Source organism: Streptomyces sp. NBC_00620 (assembly GCF_026341825.1).
GTDB lineage: Bacteria > Actinomycetota > Actinomycetes > Streptomycetales > Streptomycetaceae > Streptomyces.
The window spans coordinates 478,848-498,216 of record NZ_JAPENY010000001.1 but is presented as its reverse complement, the minus strand read 5'-3'; the positions used below and the strand labels follow the sequence as shown (position 1 = coordinate 498,216).

The window sequence follows — 19,369 nt, the reverse complement described above, 5'->3', positions numbered from 1 at the left end:
CGCTGACAACTCACAGGAGCGCCCTGCGCTCCATCACAGGGGAGCCCTGTACCCCAAGGGAACACTGCCTTCCCACAGGGGTAGGGTGTCGGCCCTGGGGGATCGCCATCTGCACGGAGGGGCTGACAACACGTGAACCTGCGCGACAACCTGCGCCGTCTTCTGGTCAGGTTCTATGCACGCAGGGTGGAAGGCCACCTCGACCACGATCAGGTGCCCAAGCACATCGGCGTCATCATGGACGGCAACCGGCGCTGGGCGAAGGCGGCGGGCTCCACCGCCGCACACGGGCACCGGGCCGGAGCCGAGAAGATCGAGGAGTTCCTCGGCTGGTGCTCCGAGACCGATGTCGAGGTCGTCACCCTGTGGCTGCTGTCGACGGACAACTTCGACCGTCCCGCGGAGGAGCTCGTCCCGCTCCTCGGGATCATCGAGAACGTCGTCCGCACCCTCGCCGCCGACGGCCGCTGGCGCGTCCACCACGTGGGCACGCCCGACCTGCTGCCCGGGCATCTGCAGCACGCCCTCAAGGAGGCCGAGGAGTCCACCGCGCACGTCGACGGAATAGTCGTCAACGTCGCCATCGGCTACGGCGGCCGCCAGGAGATCGCCGACGCCGTGCGCTCGATGCTCCTCGACGCCGCCGACAAGGGCGCCTCCATCGAGGACATCGCCGAGTCCGTCGACATCGACCTCATCGGCAAGCACCTCTACACCAGCGACCAGCCCGACCCCGACCTCGTGATCCGTACGAGCGGCGAGCAGCGGCTGTCCGGATTCATGCTCTGGCAGACGGCTCACTCCGAGTACTACTTCTGCGAGGTCTTCTGGCCGGCCTTCCGCAAGGTCGACTTCCTGCGCGCCCTGCGTGACTACGCGGCGCGACACCGGCGTTACGGCGGCTGACACACCCCCTTGTGACGCCCGGACCTCGGCACGGGCGCGCTCCTTCGGCATGCCCGCCGACGGCACCCCGGGGACACACGTCATCTGGAGTTAACGAACGCGTGGTCATATGCCCTGGCATGGCAGTGCGTGTTCGAGGGCATAAGCCATGCAGGTCGATGCCCGAACCACGGGCGTCGGATCTCAGCGGACGGCACGGGGCCGTCCGCCCGGGAGGCCCTTTGCACCAGCCCGACCGTGCGGTCAGTACGGACGAAGCGGAGGGCCGGTTTTCGGCCCGCGCATCGGCGCCGCAGACCGGTCCAGATCTCCTTCGTCGCTCCCCGACCTCATCCGAGGGGGTACGTCCTTCCGTGGTGACCAGCACAAAGCGCCGTATGCCAGACCGGCGCACCTATGTTCTCGACACCAGCGTCCTGCTGGCCGACCCGAACGCCCTGAACCGCTTCGACGAGCATGAAGTCGTGCTTCCGATCGTCGTGGTCACGGAGTTGGAGGCCAAGAGGCACCATCCCGAACTCGGCTACTTCGCCAGGCAGGCCCTGCGTCTGCTCGACGAGTTCCGAGTGCGGTTCGGCCGCCTCGACGCCCCTCTCCCGATCGGGGATCTCGGCGGGACGCTACGAGTCGAGCTCAATCACTCGGACCCCAGTGTGCTGCCCAGCGGCTACCGCCTGGGGGACAACGACTCCCGCATCCTCGCGGTCGCCCGCAATCTGCAGGCCGAGGGGTACGACGTCACGGTCGTGTCGAAAGACCTGCCGCTCAGGATCAAGGCATCCTCCGTCGGACTCCTCGCCGAGGAGTACCGCGCGGAGCTCGCCATCACGGGCAACTCCGGCTGGACCGGAATGTCCGAACTGACCCTGGCGGGCGAGCAGGTGGACATCCTCTTCGACGAGGGCCACGCGTACGTCCCCGAGGCGGCCGATCTGCCGGTCCACACGGGCCTGACGATCCAGTCGGAGCGCGGCAAGGCACTGGGGCGCGTCACGTCCGAGGGCAACGTCCGGCTCGTACGCGGCGATCGCGAGGCCTTCGGCATCAAGGGGAGGAGCGCGGAGCAACGGATCGCCCTCGACCTTCTCCTCGACCCGGACATCGGGATCGTGTCGATGGGCGGCCGGGCCGGCACCGGCAAGTCCGCGCTCGCGCTCTGCGCGGGTCTGGAGGCCGTCCTGGAGCGGCGCCAGCACCAGAAGGTGATGGTCTTCCGGCCGCTGTACGCGGTGGGCGGGCAGGAGCTCGGCTATCTGCCCGGCTCCGAGTCGGAGAAGATGAGCCCGTGGGCGCAGGCGGTCTTCGACACCCTGTCGGCCGTCACTTCGCGCGAGGTCATCGAAGAGGTCACCGCACGCGGCATGCTGGAGGTCCTGCCGCTCACCCACATCCGCGGCCGCTCCCTGCACGACGCGTTCGTGATCGTGGACGAGGCGCAGTCACTGGAACGGAATGTGCTGCTGACCGTTCTGTCGCGAATCGGCGCCAATTCACGGGTCGTTCTGACCCATGACGTGGCACAACGGGACAATCTGCGAGTCGGCCGGTACGACGGCGTGGTTGCCGTCGTCGAGAAACTGAAGGGGCATCCACTCTTCGCGCACGTGACTCTGAACCGGTCCGAGAGGTCCCAGATCGCGGCACTAGTGACCGAAATGCTGGAGGACGGGCAGATCTGAACCATCTGAACCACCCTGACCCATTCCGTCAATGGGTGGCGGATGCACGGTAGTTGGCGCCGTCCGGCGAAGGCGAAGAGCCTAGCCGGGCGGCGTCTTGGTGCGTGCTTGTTTCCGGAAAACTCCTGAGGCAAACGGGGTGTGAGCTTTCACACGCAACTCAGAATTGCCTCCCGGCGTCGGGTTACGGCAGAGTCTCACTCCTGTCAGGCCCCGCATACGACACACCTGTACCCCCAGCGGTACGGCACAACAGGAACCTCAGAACTCCATAGAGCCGTCGTATGCCGCCCGCGCACCACGCGGCGCTCCCCGCAAGGGAGTTGCCCACCGGGCCCGTGCCTCCCGTGACCCCGCAGTTGGGAGGCCAGCGTCAAAGGGGCACGATTGCGTCCGCGAGGGTCACCTAAGCGGGCGATGCTGGAAGGAAACCGTGTGAGCCGGATTTCGGTCCGGGGATTCGCAGTGGCTTCGGCCACCGCGGTCACCGCTGTCGGAAGCGTCGTCGGAGTTGCCTCGGGCAGCACCGCTGTTCCCTCGAACGACGCCGAGGCGACGGCAAGCGACGCGACTCTCCTCGCGGACATACCCGCGGGCCAGCAGGCCCAGGTACAGACCGCATCCCTGACGCAGCAGGCCACCGCTCAGGCCATCCAGGCCGACGCGAGCGCCAAGAAGGACGCGGAAGAGGCTGCCCGCAAGCAGGCCGCCGACGACGCCGTCGCGAAGCAGAAGGCCGCGGAGAAGGCCGAGCAGGACGCCAAGGAGCGCAAGGAAGCCGAGGAAGCGGCCAGCCGCGACGCGACTCGCGACGCCAGCAGCTTCACCGTGCAGTCCTCCTACACCATCGCGCAGATCCAGGCCATGGCGCAGTCCATGGTGCCCAGTGGTCAGTACCAGTGCTTCAGCAACATCGTGGACCACGAGTCCAGCTGGAACTACCAGGCGGTCAACGCCTCCTCGGGTGCCTACGGTCTCTTCCAGGCCCTGCCCGGTTCCAAGATGTCGTCCGTCGGTTCCGACTGGCAGACCAACCCGGCCACCCAGATCAAGTGGGGCCTCAACTACATGAACGACCGCTACGGCAGCCCCTGTGATGCCTGGTCGTTCTGGCAGGCCAACAACTGGTACTGAGGCAGCGCTCAGCACACCGGACGCTCAACCTTTCGGAGCCCCTCCCCGTCCTACGGGGAGGGGCTTCGGCCATGTACGGTCGGATCCGACGACTCCGGGGGGAGTGGTGGAGCGCAACGGGGGAAGAGGACGGATCATGTCGCGGGTACCGGATTGGCTCGGCCGGATCGGTGCCGGACTGACCGAGTTGGGCAAGCGGTTGGACGAGCGGCGGGCCGAGGTGGAGCGGGAGTCGCAGTCCGGGCCGGAGGAACCGCCGGTGCGGCACGCTGCTCGGGCGGATGCCCCGTCCTCGCCGGACGACGCGGCCCCGGGGGAGGCCAAGGCCTCAGGGGACGCACAGCCGCCGTCGGCCGCGCCCGGCTCCCAGGACGCGGCAGTGGTCTCCGACCTCGCCGGCGCCCCTGCCGACCCCGCCTCGCCTCCCGCTCCTGTTCCCGCCCCAGCTCCTCCCGCATACGTCACCGCGGTGGCGGCACGCCCCGACCCCGCCGTGGCGGTGCCCTGGGGTGTACGGGTCGCGGCCGAGGCCGGCTGGCGGCTGCTCGTACTCGCGGGCACCCTCTGGGTGTTGATGCGGGTCATCAGCTCCGTACAACTCGTGGTGTTCGCCTTCGTGGCCGCGCTGCTCATCACCGCGATACTGCAACCCACCGTGGCCCGGCTGACGCGCTACGGGGTGCCGCGCGGGCTGGCCACCGCGCTCACCGCGATCCTCGGCTTCGTCGTCATCGGGCTGATCGGCTGGTTCGTGGTCTGGCAGGTCCAGGAGAACATCGACAACCTCTCCGACCAGATCCAGGACGGCGTCGACGAGTTGCGGAACTGGCTCCTCAACAGCCCGTTCCATGTGACGGACAAGCAGATCAACGAGATCGCCAAGAACCTGCGCGACGCGATCGGCACGAACACGGATCAGATCACGTCGGCGGGCCTCGAAGGCGTGACGGTCATCGTCGAGGCCCTCACCGGCATCCTCCTGACGATGTTCTCGACGCTGTTCCTGCTCTACGACGGCAAGAAGATCTGGCAGTGGACGCTCAAGCTGGTTCCGGCGGCCGCCCGTCCGGGTGTCGCGGGCGCGGGCCCGCGGGCCTGGCGCACGCTGACGGCGTACGTCCGCGGCACGGTGGTGGTGGCGTTGATCGACGCGATCTTCATCGGCCTCGGCATCTACTTCCTCGACGTCCCGATGGCCGTACCGCTCGCCGTCTTCATCTTCCTCGGCGCCTTCATCCCCCTCGTGGGTGCGGTGATCTCGGGAGCGCTGGCGGTGGTGGTCGCGCTGGTGACGCAGGGCCCCTTCACGGCGGTCATGGTGCTGGTCGTGGTCCTCGCCGTGCAGCAGATCGAGGGGCACATCCTGCAGCCGTTCATTCTGGGCCGGGCCGTACGGGTGCATCCGCTGGCCGTCGTCCTGTCGGTCGCCGCGGGTGGCATGGTCGCCGGGATCGGCGGCGCGGTGGTGGCCGTCCCGCTGGTGGCCGTCACCAACACGGTGGTGGGCTACCTGCGTTCGTACAGCTCCGAGGAGCCCGGGGGAGCCACGGCGGTGGATGTGGCTCTGGCCCAGAACGCGCTCCAGGAACACCGCAGACGGTGAGGTAACCGGCCTGCTTGCGGGAGCGGCGCGCGGGACCGAGCACGAGGAAGGCCGCAGCGCTCCGGGAAGCGCTGCGGCCAATTCCCGTACGGGTTCTCCCAGCCGTCCGTCGGTCCTACTCGGTACGCAGCCCGTCCGGCCGCATCAGCCGCAGCAGCGGCGGCAGGCTGAGCAGCGTCACCACGACCACGACCGCCGCACCGATGCCGGTCATCTGCAGCATGCTCGCCCAGTCCACCCGTACCGGGGTGCTCGCCATCTTCAGCAGGACCGAGCCCAGGGTCAGGCCCACCGCCGAGGCCAGGAACAGGCCGAGGGAGATCGGGATCGCCGTCTGCCAGAGCACCGACAGGCTCAGCGTGCGGCGCCGGGTGCCGAAGGCGACCAGGGCCGAAAGGAGCTTCTTCCGTTCGCGCAGCTGCTCGAGCTGGGAGACCAGCAGGCTCGCGCCGATCAGGAAGAGTACGCAGGTGGCGCCGACGAACAGGCCGGTGCGGATGGAGGTGTAGCGCTCGGACCGCTCGCTGGACGTCCACAGGAAGGGGTCCGCGAACGGGCTGATGCCCGCGGCCGTGTTCCGTACGTACTCGTGCACGTCCGGCACCGACTCGTCGAGGCTGAGGTAGAGCTGCCCGTCGACGGTCGGCGCGGCCTTCGCCGGCAGAGCGCTCGGAGTGATCAGGAAGCCACCGCGATACTGGCCGGTCGGGTCCTGGCTCGCCTTGGCCTGCTTCAGGTCCTTCGGCACGGTCCAGGCGATCTCCCGGCTCCGGGGGGAGTCGCTGTAGGACGGGTCCATGTAGAGCGTCTGGCCGGGCTTGGCCAGCTCCTCGGTGTCGGTGTCGTAGTCGACGCCGGTGACAGCGAATACGTCGCCGTCACGGCACGAGGGCAGGGTCGCCACCTCGCGCAGGGCGGCGCAGTCGCCGACGGTGAACCCGTTGGAGTGCTCGGGGTCCTTCCTGCTGTCGCCGAGGTAGCCCTCGGAGAGCGCCAGGACATGGCGTACGCCCTTGGTCCGCTCGAGCTTCTCGGCGGCCGGAGCGAGCGGGGTGCCGCTCGGCAGCGGCACCTGCATCTGTGCCCGTGTGAGGTCGTTCTGCGACACCGTGGTGAAGTCGTCCTCGACGCCGGCGAACAGCATCTGCAGGGCGATCGCCCCGGCCACCGCCACCGCGATGCCGTTGACCATGCGGGCCGCCGTTCCGCTGCTCAACTGGAGCCTGCGGACGGCCAGTTGCCAGGCGACCGGGCCGGAGCCGAGTCGGGCGACGACGGCCTCGACGACCCAGGGCAGCAGTGCGGTGATGCCGACGAGCAGCAGGATGACGCCGCCGATCACCAGGTACTGGTTGAAGTCCCCGTTCTCCCGGCCCTGCCCGATCATCGGGTAGAGCATCGCGAGCCCGCCAAGGGGCAGCAGCAGCCGCCACCACAGCCGGCGCCGTGCCGGCCGGGCCGAGCGCACCACGCCGAGCGGCTCGATGACGACGCCGCGCAGCGCGAGCAGGGTGACCAGCACCGCGGCCGCCGGAACCGCGAGGGCGACCAGCGCGGCCAGCCCCGGCGAGGGGTTCATGTAACTGGGGAACACACTGACGTCGAGAACCTCGACGGAGCCCGCGATCTCGCGGCCGATCAGGAAGAAGACCGTGCCGAAACCGAGCCCGACCACGGCACCCGCGAGCGCCTCACCGGCGGCGATCCGCCGGGTCATCCGGCTGTCGGAGCCGACCAGGCGCAGCGCCGCGAGCCTGCGGTCGCGCCGCTCGCCGCCGAACCGTACGGCCGCGGCGATGAAGACGCCGACCGGCGTAAGCAGCACCACGAACATGACGACGACCAGCAGGATCAGTACGGGATCCATCGGCTCGGACGACGGCAGCGGATCCCCGAACTTGTCGATGCGGACCACCTTGCCGCCGCTGACCTTCGGTGCCAGTCCCTCGCCGCCCGCGTAGAAGGCGAGTTCGGCCGAGCCGATGAGACCGGGCTCGCCGATGGTGCCGACGGTGCGGTACGGCAGCCGCTCGCGCAGCAGCTTCCCGCTGTCCGACTTCAGCAGCTCGTCCAGCGCGGGGGAGACCACCATCTCGCCGGGCGCCGGGAACTTGTCCACTCCCGGCGGCAGCGGAGCCCGGGGTCCCTCGGGCTCCAACTGCCGTCCCCGGACGTCCTTCTCGCGATAGGTGGTGCCGACGTTCGCGACGATCAGCGTGTTGTCGGCCTTCGCCACCTGATTGTCGCTGTACGTGATGTCCGTACGCGCGGTCTCGCGGTCGTGCCGGGCGGTCAGCGCGCTCGGGATCGCGGCGGTGAGCAGCAGCAGTGCCACCCCGAGCCCGACCCCGACGGCCGTCAGCAGGACCCTGACCCAGCCCTCGCGTCCGCCGGTGAAGGCGAACCTGGTGCCCATGGCCAGGTCTCTGGCCCACTGGCGGACCCCCCGCGCCTTCATACGATCCGCTCCATGTCCCGGGACTTTCCATCGCGTACGACGATCTCGCGGTCGGAGTACGCGGCCACCCGCGCCTCGTGCGTGACGAGCACGACGGCCGCGTTGGTGGACCGGGCGGCCTCCGTGAGCAGGTCCATCACGCGCTCGCCGTTGAGCGAGTCGAGCGCGCCGGTCGGCTCGTCGGCGAACAGCACACGCGGGTCGGTGACCAGCGAACGGGCCACCGCCACGCGCTGCCCCTGGCCGCCGGAGACCTCGCCGGGCCGCTTGCCCTTGAGGTCGTCGACCTCCAGCTGCTCCATCCGCGCCAGCGCGGTGCGCTCGGCCTCCTTGCGGCTCGTGCCGTTGAGGCGCAGCGGCAGGGCGACGTTCTCGACGCAGGTCAACTCGGGTACGAGCTGCCCGAACTGGAAGACGAACCCGAACTCGGTACGCCGCAGGGCACTGCGCTGCGTGTCGTTCATCGTCGCCATCTCGCGGCCGTTGTACGTGATCGAGCCCGAGTCGGGCGTCACGATTCCGGCGAGGCAGTGCAGCAGCGTGGACTTGCCGGAGCCGGAGGGTCCCATCACCGCGACGACCTCGCCGGGGTGTATGGAGAACTCGGCGCCGTCCAGTGCGGTCGTCGGTCCGTATGTCTTGCGAAGTTCCGAAGCGGTCAGCAGGGAACCGGGAGGAGGAGTCATCGGGGTCCTCGGGGTCATGGTGGTCATCGGGTTGTCACCGCCTCGGCGAGTTGGCCGAGGCGCGCGGCGGTGAGCTCCAGCCACCGCAGATCGGCCTCGAGGTGGAAGAGGGCGTGGTCGCAGATCAGTTGGTCCGCGAGATCGCCCTTGCGCTTGCGGTCGGTCAGCATCCGCATCATGCGCAGGTGCTCCGAGCGCTGGGTGTCGAGGAGCTCGCTCGCGTCGCGGTGGGTCAGCAGGGCGAGGACGATCTTCGTGTAGAGGGTCGACTGCAGATAGGGCTCGGGCTTCTCGGGGGTCGCGAGCCACTGCTGTACGTCGGTGATCCCCGCCTCGGTGATCGCGTACCGCTTGCGCTCGGGACCGCCGCCCGCCTCTATCCCGTCGACCTCCACGAGACCGTTCTTCAGGAGGCGCGACATCGTCGAGTAGACCTGGCCGTAGTGCAGCGGCCGGTCGTGACCGAACTTTTCGTCGAAGGCCCGCTTCAGGTCGTAACCGTGCCGGGGCCCGGACTCGAGGAGTCCTAGGAGCGTGTGACCGATGGACATGGCGAGGACAATACACAGCACGTATACATGGTGTGTATACGTGCTGTGTATAGATCGGGATGGGGAGGCCAAGACTGCAGCTCAGAGGGCATTGTCACGGTTCTGTCACCGGTCTTTTCGCGCCCCCTGCCGGGGCGGCTAATCCTCGGAGTCGTCCGAGGCGGGCGGCCGCCCCCGCCGCGGGATCGGCCCGGTCCCGCCCGGCAGCCGGCCCGCCTCCGCCAGTGCCCTGCGCAGCAGGAACTCGATCTGGGCGTTGGCGGAGCGCAGCTCGTCCCCGGCCCAGCGGGCCAGTGCGTCGTGGACGAGCGGGTCCAGCCGCAGCAGCATCTGCTTGCGCTGCTGCTGCGGCCGTCGTCCGGGAGCGGAGCCCTTGGCGGGAGTCCCGCCGGGACCCGCCGCGGAGGGATCGGAAGGAACCGTCACTGGTAGAGGGACCCCGTGTTCAGGACGGGCTGCGGCGCACGATCCCCGCAGAGCACCACCATCAGGTTCGACACCATCGCCGCCTTCCGCTCGGAGTCCAGCTCCACGATGTCGCGCTCGGTGATCCGGGCGATCGCCGCCTCGACCATGCCGACTGCGCCGTCCACGATCTGCCGCCGTGCGGCGACGACCGCCCCCGCCTGCTGCCGTTGGAGCATCGCCGACGCGATCTCGGGAGCGTACGCGAGATGCGTGAAGCGCGACTCGATGATCCGCACTCCGGCGGCGGCGACGCGCGCGTGCAGTTCGACGGCCAGCTTCTCGGTGATCTCCTCGGCGTTGCCGCGCAGCGACAGCCCGCCCTCGTCATGGGCGTCGTACGGGTACTCGATGGCGATGTGCCGCAGGGCCGCCTCGGTCTGGGTGGCGACGAACTCCAGGAAGTCGTCCACCTCGAAGGTGGCCTGCGCGGTGTCCTGGACGTTCCACACCACGACGGCGGCGAGTTCGATGGGGTTGCCGTACGCGTCGTTGACCTTGAGGACAGGGGTCTCGTGGTTGCGTACGCGCGTCGAGATCTTGGTCCTCGAGGTCAGCGGGTTCACCCAGCGCAGCCCGTCCTGCCGGATCGTCCCCCGGTACCGCCCGAAGAGCTGGACGACGCGGGCCTCGCCCGGTGCCACGGTGTTCAGCCCGCACATGGCGGTGAACGACGCGATGGCGATCACGATGCCGCCGATGATGAGCGCGGCCTTGGGCCCGGTCGCGTCGACCGTCGTCGCGGTCGCGATCATGCCTGCGCCGAGCAGCAGCCCGACCAGGCCGAGCAGCAGCGCGAGCCCGCCTCCGATGCTGCGCGCGGCGAACTCCCGTACGCGTGGGGCGGGCATTTCGGGTACGTCGGCGATGGGTGTGGAGTCGTGCGCGGACATGAGCGTCCCCCCGTGGTCGTGGTTGCCGTGCGGCATAGCTTGAATCTAGCTAAGTGATATCACTTTACCCCGCTCGGCAACCTTCCACCCCTCTCGATCGTCGGTTCCATTGGGGCTGGAGTGTGTCGCGTGCTGATTCTCACGTCCGTAAAAGACGGGATCGGCCGCCCTTTGTCATATCGCGCGGTGTTAGTTTGCTGAGCTGACCTGAGCGATGAACCTGTGTGCCACACGAGAGTGAAGCGGAGCGGATCGACCCATGGGACGAGCGGACGAGAGACGAGCGCGGCAGGCGCAGGGCCACCGCCGCGCGGCGCCCAAGCGCTCGGCCAAAGGCAAGGCCGGCCGCCGCAGTGGCATACGCCGGTTCGTGAACTGGAAGACGCTCCTCGGTACGTTCCTCGGCTTCTGCCTGCTCGGCATGGGCGCCTTCATCGTGCTCTACATGATCGTCGACGTGCCCAAGGGCAACGCGGCCGCGCAGCAGCAGAGCAACGTCTACCAGTACAGCGACGGCTCGTCCCTCGCCCGCACCGGTGAGGTCAACCGCGAGGTCGTGGACCTGGCCGAGGTGCCCAAGGGCGTCCAGAAGACCTTCGTCGCTGCCGAGAACAAGACCTTCTACACGGACTCGGGAATCGACTTCAAGGGCACCGCCCGCGGTCTGTTCAACACCCTGTCGGGCAAGGGCCTGCAGGGTGGCTCGACGATCACCCAGCAGTACGTCAAGAACTTCTACCTCACGCAGGACCAGACCGTCACGCGCAAGCTGAAGGAAATGGTCATCTCGCTGAAGGTGGACCGCCAGACGTCCAAGGACGACATCCTCGCCGGTTACATCAACACCGCCTACTACGGCCGTACCGCGTACGGCATCCAGGCCGCGGCGCAGGCGTACTACCGCGTCGACGCGAGCGATCTCAGCGTCGAGCAGGGCGCGTACCTGGCCTCGCTCCTCCAGGCGCCGAGCCAGTACGACTGGGCGACCGCCACGGACACCGGCAAGGCCCTGGTCAAGGACCGCTGGAACTACACCCTGGACAACATGGTCGAGCAGGGCTGGCTGGACTCCGCCAAGCGCCAGGACATGAAGTTCCCGGTGCCCAAGGACCCGCAGGGCGCGCCCGGTATGGAGGGCCAGACCGGCTATCTGGTGAACGAGGCCGACAACACTCTGGCCAAGCAGCTCGTCACCCAGGGCGCGGCCGCCGACCTCGACGAGGCCAAGGCCCTGGTCGACGCGGGCGGCTGGACCATCAAGCTCAACATCGACAAGAAGAAGCAGGCGGCGCTGGAGAAGTCCGTCAAGGACAAGCTGACCAGCAACCTGGACGCCAAGGAGCGGGACGTCGACGCGGACGTCCAGGCCGGTGCCGCCTCCGTCGACCCGAAGACCGGCAAGGTCCTCGCGATGTACGGCGGCACGGACTACTTCAAGCACTACATCAACAACGCGACCCGCGCCGACTACCAGCCGGCGTCCACCTTCAAGCCGCTGATCCTCGCGGCGGCCCTGGAGCAGAGCGCCGAGACGCAGGACAAGAAGCCGATCACGGCGAGCACGGTCTACGACGGTACGAGCGGCCGCAAGGTCGAGGGCAGCGACATCGCCTTCGCTCCGCCGAACGAGGACGACCAGGACTACGGCGACGTCACCGTCCAGACCGCGATGAACAAGTCCATCAACTCCGTCTTCGCGCAGATGGGCGTCGACGTCGGGATGGACAACGTGCTGAAGGTCGCGGGCGACCTCGGTATGGACACCAAGGGCGTGCAGGCGGTGCCCGCGCAGACCCTCGGCACCATGGGCGCGAGCCCGCTGGAGATGGCGGGCATCTACGCCACCCTCGACAACCACGGCAAGAAGGTCACCCCGGCCGTCGTGGCGTCGGCGGAGCACAAGGACCGCAACGTCGAATTCCCCGACCCGATCGGCGACCAGGTCATCAGCGAAGAAGCTGCCGACACCGTCACCTCCGTACTGACCGGTGTGGTCGACGACGGTACGGCCCGGAAGTCGGTGGCCCAGGCGCCCGACCGCAAGGGTCAGCAGGTCGCAGGCAAGACGGGTACGTCCGACGACAACAAGTCGGCCTGGTTCACCGGCTACACGCCGAACCTGGTCACCTCGGTCGGCCTGTTCGGCGAGGGCGCGGTCGGCACCAAGGAAGCGGGCAAGCAGGTGACCCTGAAGGGCGCCGCGGGCGGTGGCCGTGTCAACGGCGGTGGCTTCCCGGCCCAGATCTGGGCGGACTTCACCTTCGGCGCGATGGGCAAGGTCACCAAGTTCGACCTGGACACCACGCAGGGCGCGGCGGTGGCGCCCACCGCGTCGCCCTCCATCACGCAGTCGCCGTCCACGACCCCCTCGTCGACGCCGACCACCGAGAAGCCGACGACCAAGCCGCCGACGAGCAGTAGCGCGCCCCCGACCCCGTCGGACGAGCCCACGACGAGTGCGCCGGCGACGACCGAGCCGGCGACCACGCCCACGGCGACGTCGAGCGACGACGAAGGGCTCCCGGAGGATCCGTTGGATCCGAACAGTCAGTAGGTGGACGAGAGGGGGGCGCCCGGTGAACCACCGGGCGCCCCCTCGCGTACCGCGTACTCAGCCTCCGTTGACCTCGTTGGCGATCCGGTCGCCGATCTCCTTGTCGATGTTGCGCCAGTACTGGAGCGCCCGGTCGAGGACAGGGCCCGACACATCGGCCTGCAGATGACCGCTGACGTTGGACACCAGCCGGTCGCGGGCCGCGTCGTCAAGGACTTGGCGGACCATCGTGCCCGCCTGGCCCCAGTCGTCGTCCTCGCGGTGCAGCTTGGTCGCCTCGCGCACCAGCTCGCCGGCGGTCTGCCAGCTCGCGGGGTCACCGAAGCTCCCGTAGTCGGCCGCGGGTCCGCCGTAGGAGTTGGGCGCGTACGGGCGGGCGGCGTTCGACGGCTCGTAGCGCATCGGGCCGTCCTTGGCGTACGAGTTCACCGGGGAGCGGGGCCGGTTGGGCGGCAGCTGGGCGTAGTTGGGGCCGATCCGGTACCGGTGGGTGTCCGGGTACGAGAACAGCCGGCCGAGCAGCATCTTGTCCGGCGAGGGGCCGATGCCGGGCACCAGGTTCGAGGGCTCGAAGGCGGCCTGCTCGATGTGGACGAAGTAGTCCTCGGGGTTCTTGTCGAGGGTCATCCGGCCGACGTCGATCAGCGGGTAGTCCCCGTGCGGCCAGACCTTGGTCAGGTCGAAGGGGTTGAAGCGGTAGTCCGCGGCGTCCTCGAACGGCATGATCTGGACCTTCAGGCTCCAGCTCGGCGCGTTGCCGGACTCGATCGACTCGTACAGGTCCCGGCGGTGCAGGTCCCCGTCCTTACCGGCCAGCTCGTCGGCCTCGGCCTGGGTGAGGAAGTCGATGCCCTGGTCGGTCTTGAAGTGGTACTTCACCCAGAACCGCTCACCGGCACCGTTGATCCACATATAGGTGTGGGAGCTGTAGCCGTTCATGTGGCGGTACGTCTTCGGGATGCCCCGGTCGCCCATCAGCCAGGTCACCTGGTGTGCCGACTCGGGGGACAGGGTCCAGAAGTCCCACTGCATGTCGTTGCTGCGCAGCCCGGTGGCCGGGTGGCGTTTCTGCGAGCGGATGAAGTCCTGGAACTTGATCGTGTCACGGACGAAGAAGACCGGGGTGTTGTTGCCCACGAGGTCGTAATTGCCGTGTTCCGTATAGAACTTGAGCGCGAAGCCGCGGGGGTCGCGCCAGGTGTCGGGCGAGCCCTGCTCACCGGCCACGGTGGAGAACCGGGCCAGCATGTCGGTGCGCCTGCCCGGCTGGAAGAGGTCGGCCTTGGTGAACTGGCTGATGTCATTGGTCACTTCGAAGAATCCGTACGCGCCACTGCCCTTGGCGTGCACCACCCGCTCGGGAACCCGCTCCCGGTTGAACTGGGCCATCTTCTCGATGAGGTAGTGGTCCTGGAGCAGGATCGGGCCGTCGGGACCGACGGTGAGCGAGTGTTCGTCGCTCTCCACCGGAATTCCTGCGTTGTTCGTGGTGTACGGAACCTTCTGGGGTGCCTGCGTCACGAGCGTCCTCCCGTCAAAGAAAGAGGGTCGTCAGGTCGCTTCGTCCACCCCAGCAGTCAACTCCGCCGACGGCATGTCGGCAACATTTGGACGGGGTCCAAACCCGGTCTGGGTCCGACTGGCTGCTTCCGCTACTGGAGGACGCTGAGGGGATCCCGCGCGGGTACCCCCTCAGCTCCGGTTCAGCTCGAACCAGACGACCTTTCCGGTGCTCAGCCGGGTGGCGCCCCACCGTCTGGCCAGTTTGTTGACCAGGTAGAGCCCGCGTCCGTCCTCGTCCGTGGCGCGCGCCTGCCGCAGCCGCGGCAGCTGCGGCACGTCGTCGCCGACCTCGCAGCGCAGTACGTCCGTACGCAGCAGCCGCAGCGTCACCGGCCGCGTCGCATAGCGCACGGCATTGGTCACGACCTCGCTGACGAGCAGCTCCACGGAGTCGGTCATGTCCTCCAGGCCCCAGCGGGACAGCGCCCGCCGGGCGAGCTTGCGGGCCCGCCCCGGGGCCGCGTCCTCCGGCTCCAGGTACCAGTACGCGACATCGCTCGGCGCGATCCCGTCGAAGCGGGCGGCGAGCAGCGCGATGTCGTCGTCCCGGTCGCCGGGGCCGAGCATGTCGAGCACGTCGTCGCAGAGCGCTTCCAGCGGCGGCGGATGGTCGGGCCCGGTCAGCTGCGCGGTCGCGGCAAGCCGCTCCCGCAGCTGCTCTATCCCGGTCCATACGTCCCTGAGGCGGGACTCGACCAGGCCGTCGGTGTACAGCAGCAGCGTCGCCCCGGCGGGCGCGTCCAGCTCGACCGCCTCGAAGTCCACCCCGCCCACACCGATCGGGGCGCCCGGCGGCACCCGCAGCACCTCGGCCCGCCCGCCCAGGTGCAGCAGGACCGGCGGCGGATGGCCCGCGTTGGCGATGGTGATCCGGTGCGAGACCGGGTCGTAGACCGCGTACAGGCAGGTCGCCATCCGGTCGGTGCCCAGGCGCTGCGCCTGCTCGTCGAGGTGGTGCAGCACCTCCTGCGGCGGCAGATCGAGCCCGGCGAGGGTCTGCGCGGTCGTCCGCAGCTGGCCCATGATGGCGGCCGAGGTCATGGAGTGGCCCATGACGTCACCGACGACGAGCGCGACGCGGCTGCCCGGCAGCGGGATCGCGTCGTACCAGTCGCCGCCGACCCGAGCGGTCTCGGCGGCCGGAAGATAGCGGGACGCCAGCCGCACACCCGTGGGCCGCGGCAGCGTCTCGGGCAGCATCGTGCGCTGCAGCTCGTCGGCGATGTACGCCTCACGCCCGTACAGCACCGCCTTGTCGATGCCGAGCGCGGTGTGCGTGGCGAGCTGCGCGGCGACCAGCAGATCGTCGGCCTCGAAGGCGAGCCGCTCCGGACGGCGCAGGAACAGCGCCGCGCCGATCACCCGGCGGCGGCCGCGCAGCGGGGCCAGGATCCCGCGCTGCCCGCACGGCACGACCAGCTCGTCGCCGAGCAGCTCGGGCAGCGCGGCCCGGGCGGCCGGCGCGTCCGCGAAGACGGGCCGTACACCGCGCAGCACCTCGGCGAGGGCGCCGCCGGGGCGTACCTCGCACAGCTCGGCGCTGACCGGCTGCAGCAGTTCGACGGGCTCCGGCGGCTGGAGCGCGGGCGAGAAGCCGTTCTCGGTGTCCCGCTCCGGGGGGATCCGGTCGGTGCGCCGCAGCCGCAGCACGAGCGGCCCGGTGGGCCGCTCGTCGCCGACGGGCAGCGGGTCGCGCAGATAGACCAGGATCGCGTCCGAGAAGGTCGGCACGGTCGCCCGGCACAGACCCATCACGATCTCGTCGAGGTCGATGCCGCGGGCGATCCGCCGGGTCGCGGCGCCCACGAAGCGCAGCCGGTCACCGTCCCGCCGCATCGGCATCGGGCCACCCGGCGGCAGCCCCTGTCCGGTGCGCCGCTCCTTGCTGCCGGAATCACCCGAGGACCGCTCCTGATCGGGTCCCTGCTGGACCGGGATGCTCTCGGGAGCGGGGCGCGGACGGTGCGGATCGGACTCGGTGGCCGAGGGCTGGGAGTGCTCGGGACCCGGGCCGGGGCCCGGGGAGGCCGACGACGGCGCGTCGGTGCCGGCGGACGCCTGGCCGCCGGACGGGCCGTTCTTGCCGCAGGGCACGGTCGTACCGGATCCGCTCGGGGCGTCTCCCGCGCGTGCCTGTACCGGTAACCCGCCGGCTCCCGGGGTCTGCAACGGCTGCTCCGGGGTACGCAGGAGCCCCCCGCGGGGGTCCGCGGGGGCGGGTGACCGGCCGGCGCCGGGCTTGCGGCGCTCGTGCGAGGTGGGGTGCTCCGTCACGCGTGTCGAATCCATCCGTCCGGGGCTGCACGCCCTGCGCGCAGTTCGTCCCGCAGCCCCGATACCCGGAATGTGTGCCCCAGGAACGGAATCTGCGCTTCGTCAGGACCGGGCCGGTCCGTTACCGGCCGGAGCGCCGTTGCGGCTCCGCCCGTCGCCGGCCCGAACGCCGTCGTGCCCCGGTCCGGCCGGTGCGGCCCGTACGGCCGTCTGCAGGCCGTACCGCCGTGGCCCTCGTACCCCTCGCTCACGTCCTGCCGCCCCTCGGTGACGTATGGTCAAGCCCGCCCCATACTGCGGGAGTTGTTGCTGCCGTGCGCCCTTGCGGAAGACGATCCTACGGTTGTACCACGGGGGCGCATCAAGGGTCTCATGAGGACACATGCGCGGGCGTACGGTCCCAGTCATCGGGGAGGGCGGGAACCGGCCATGCCGGATCCGGGCGCCAGCGCGGCCAGCCGTCCCGGAACGGCGCGCCCCAGGCACGGATCACGTCCACCGCCGACCACCCCGCTTCCCTTACCTTTGCCGCCAGTTGAGCGTCCATGAGACCGGCCCGCTGAGCCTGCGCGAACTCGTCCTCGTCCAGCCAGCGCCAACTCCGGTCCGGGTGGACGGAGATGTCCAGGAAGTGATCCTCGGAGTCGACTCCGCCCTCCCAACGGGCAAGCGGAGCCTCAAGGTTCACGTACCAGTTCTTGAAACGCCACCCCGGCTCCCAGAAAAGCCACACGGACCAGGGCTCGCCGGGCCGCGCCAGCTTGAGCACCCCCGTGCCGAACCAGCGGTCAAGGCGCACGGTACGCGGCTTCGTGTAGCGGGACTCGAGCGGTTCTCCGTGCAGGGGCGTGCCGTCGGCGAGCACCGGCCGCACGCACTCCGTGCCGGGCGCCATCCACACCGCGAGAAGCTCGTCGTCGTCCTGTACGACGGTCACCGGGCGGCAGATGTGGAAGCGCGCGCCGGCGTTCTCCCGGTACCGCCACAGGATCTGACTCCCGGGGGCCCAGTGCGCCGTCGAACCGCCCGCTTCCACTTCTCTCACCGCTCCACCGTCTGTCATGACCAGATATTAGGTGCCCAGGGCATACGACGCTGCGGCGAGCGTCACGGTTCTCCCCAACCGGCACATGACGTAACGGAGGTGTCATCAGGCGTTTTTCGGAGGCTCTGCGCCGTTACGGACGCGTCATCCGCAGGACATCCAAGGCCTGGTCCAGCTGCTCGACCGTCAGATCGCCCCGCTCCACGTACCCCGACTCCAGGACGACCTGGCGAATCGTCTTCCGTTCCGCGAGCGCCTTCTTGGCGACCTTGGCGGCCTCCTCGTACCCGATGTACTTGTTCAGCGGGGTGACGACGGACGGTGACGACTCGGCGTACTCCCGGGCCCGTTCGCGGTGCGCGACGATCCCGTCGACGGTCCGGTCGGCGAGCAGCCGGGACACGTTGGCGAGCAGCCGGATCGACTCCAGTACGTTCCTGGCGATCACCGGGAGCATGACGTTGAGCTCGAAGTTGCCCGCCGCGCCCGCCGTCGCCACGGTCGCGTCGTTCCCGACGACCTGTGCGGCGACCATCAGCACGGCCTCCGGGATCACCGGGTTGACCTTGCCGGGCATGATCGAGGAGCCGGGCTGGAGGTCGGGGAGGCTGATCTCGGAGAGGCCCGTGCGCGGCCCTGAGGCCATCCACCGCAGGTCGTTGGCGATCTTCGTGAGGCCCACGGCGATGGTCCGCAGCTGCCCGCTGGTCTCGACGATCCCGTCCCGCGCGCCCTGCGCCTCGAAGTGGTCGCGCGCCTCGGTCAGCGGCAGCCCGGTGGTGCGGGCGACCTCCTCGATGACGGCGGCGGAGAAACCGGGGGGTGTGTTGATGCCGGTGCCGACGGCGGTGCCGCCCAGCGGCAGCTCGGCGAGCCGGGGGAGGGAGGCGTTCAGCCGCTCGACGCCGTACCGCACCTGGGCGGCGTACCCGCCGAACTCCTGGCCCAGCGTGACGGGCGTGGCGTCCATGAGGTGCGTCCGCCCCGACTTCACGACGTCGGCGAACTCCTCGGACTTGCGCTCCAGGGCCGCCGTCAGATGCTCCAGGGCGGGGATCAGGTCGCGGGTGACGGCGGCGGTGGCCGCGATGTGGATGGACGAGGGGAAGACGTCGTTGGAGGACTGGGAGGCGTTGACGTGGTCGTTGGGGTGCACGTCCCGGCCAAGCCGCTCGGTGGCGAGGGTGGCGATGACCTCGTTGGTGTTCATGTTGGACGAGGTCCCGGACCCGGTCTGGAACACGTCGACGGGGAAGTGCTCGTCCCACCGCCCCTCCGCGACCTCGCCCGCTGCTTCCTGGATCGCCTCGGCGATGTCCTTGTCGAGCACACCGAGACGCGCGTTCACCCGGGCCGCGGCGCCCTTGATCCGGGCGAGCGCCTCGATGTGGGCGCGCTCGATGCGCTGGCCGGAGATCGGGAAGTTCTCCACGGCCCGCTGCGTCTGGGCCCGCCACTTGGCGTCCGCCGGGACGCGTACCTCGCCCATGGAGTCGTGCTCGATGCGGTATTCGCTCATGCCCGTATAGCGATCGGGACGGTGGGGATGTTCCGGGCG

General features: G+C 69.4%; 14 protein-coding genes. 5 read left to right on the top strand and 9 right to left on the bottom strand.

The genetic code is table 11. From position 1 onward, the window contains the following. Positions 1–132 precede the first annotated feature (132 nt). The 4 genes from OG246_RS02190 (at position 133) to OG246_RS02175 (ending at position 5,322) form a co-directional block, all read left to right on the top strand. The gene (locus OG246_RS02190; RefSeq protein ID WP_266454987.1) at positions 133–906 is read left to right on the top strand and encodes an isoprenyl transferase; all 774 of its coding nucleotides are present in this window, start codon (positions 133–135) and stop codon (positions 904–906) included. A gap of 353 nt (positions 907–1,259) precedes the next feature. Continuing rightward, positions 1,260–2,585 (top strand): PhoH family protein, encoded by a 1,326-nt coding sequence (locus OG246_RS02185; RefSeq protein WP_266454984.1) that lies wholly within the window; start codon positions 1,260–1,262, stop codon positions 2,583–2,585. 417 nt (positions 2,586–3,002) lie between these two features. Further along, complete coding sequence (locus tag OG246_RS02180; protein ID WP_266454981.1) at positions 3,003–3,719, top strand: transglycosylase SLT domain-containing protein; 717 nt, start codon at positions 3,003–3,005, stop codon at positions 3,717–3,719. 136 nt (positions 3,720–3,855) lie between these two features. After that, positions 3,856–5,322 carry an AI-2E family transporter gene (locus tag OG246_RS02175; RefSeq protein WP_266454978.1) on the top strand — a complete coding sequence of 489 codons (1,467 nt, stop codon included), beginning with the start codon at positions 3,856–3,858 and terminating at the stop codon, positions 5,320–5,322. A 115-nt stretch (positions 5,323–5,437) separates the two neighbouring features. Here OG246_RS02175 and OG246_RS02170 read toward each other — a convergent pair whose 3' ends face one another. From OG246_RS02170 to OG246_RS02150, 5 genes are all read right to left on the bottom strand, one after another. Then, complete coding sequence (locus OG246_RS02170; RefSeq protein WP_266454975.1) at positions 5,438–7,780, bottom strand: ABC transporter permease; 2,343 nt, start codon at positions 7,778–7,780, stop codon at positions 5,438–5,440. Then, positions 7,777–8,466 carry an ABC transporter ATP-binding protein gene (locus OG246_RS02165; RefSeq protein WP_266463776.1) on the bottom strand — a complete coding sequence of 230 codons (690 nt, stop codon included), beginning with the start codon at positions 8,464–8,466 and terminating at the stop codon, positions 7,777–7,779. The genes OG246_RS02170 and OG246_RS02165 overlap by 4 nt, the downstream gene beginning before the upstream one ends. A gap of 23 nt (positions 8,467–8,489) precedes the next feature. Continuing rightward, positions 8,490–9,017, bottom strand: a complete 528-nt coding sequence (locus OG246_RS02160) for a PadR family transcriptional regulator (protein ID WP_266454972.1) — start codon at positions 9,015–9,017, stop codon at positions 8,490–8,492. Between the two features lie 138 nt (positions 9,018–9,155). Next, on the bottom strand, positions 9,156–9,443 hold the full coding sequence (locus OG246_RS02155; RefSeq protein WP_266454969.1) for a hypothetical protein: 288 nt from the start codon (positions 9,441–9,443) through the stop codon (positions 9,156–9,158). Further along, positions 9,440–10,375 (bottom strand): SPFH domain-containing protein, encoded by a 936-nt coding sequence (locus tag OG246_RS02150; RefSeq protein WP_266463773.1) that lies wholly within the window; start codon positions 10,373–10,375, stop codon positions 9,440–9,442. The genes OG246_RS02155 and OG246_RS02150 overlap by 4 nt, the downstream gene beginning before the upstream one ends. Positions 10,376–10,634: 259 nt before the next feature. Here OG246_RS02150 and OG246_RS02145 point away from each other — a divergent pair, with 259 nt between their 5' ends. After that, positions 10,635–12,929 carry a transglycosylase domain-containing protein gene (locus OG246_RS02145; protein ID WP_266454966.1) on the top strand — a complete coding sequence of 765 codons (2,295 nt, stop codon included), beginning with the start codon at positions 10,635–10,637 and terminating at the stop codon, positions 12,927–12,929. A gap of 57 nt (positions 12,930–12,986) precedes the next feature. Here the strand turns inward: OG246_RS02145 and OG246_RS02140 are convergent, their stop codons facing one another. The 4 genes from OG246_RS02140 to OG246_RS02125 form a co-directional block, all read right to left on the bottom strand. Further along, entirely contained in the window at positions 12,987–14,450 is a 1,464-nt protein-coding gene (locus OG246_RS02140; protein WP_266454963.1) for a catalase, read from the bottom strand. A 171-nt stretch (positions 14,451–14,621) separates the two neighbouring features. Then, positions 14,622–16,766 (bottom strand): SpoIIE family protein phosphatase, encoded by a 2,145-nt coding sequence (locus OG246_RS02135; protein WP_266454960.1) that lies wholly within the window; start codon positions 16,764–16,766, stop codon positions 14,622–14,624. 370 nt (positions 16,767–17,136) lie between these two features. Next, positions 17,137–17,829, bottom strand: a complete 693-nt coding sequence (locus OG246_RS02130; protein ID WP_266454958.1) for a DUF402 domain-containing protein — start codon at positions 17,827–17,829, stop codon at positions 17,137–17,139. Between the two features lie 115 nt (positions 17,830–17,944). Then, positions 17,945–19,330 (bottom strand): aspartate ammonia-lyase, encoded by a 1,386-nt coding sequence (locus OG246_RS02125; RefSeq protein ID WP_266454956.1) that lies wholly within the window; start codon positions 19,328–19,330, stop codon positions 17,945–17,947. Between the last annotated feature and the right edge of the window lie 39 nt (positions 19,331–19,369).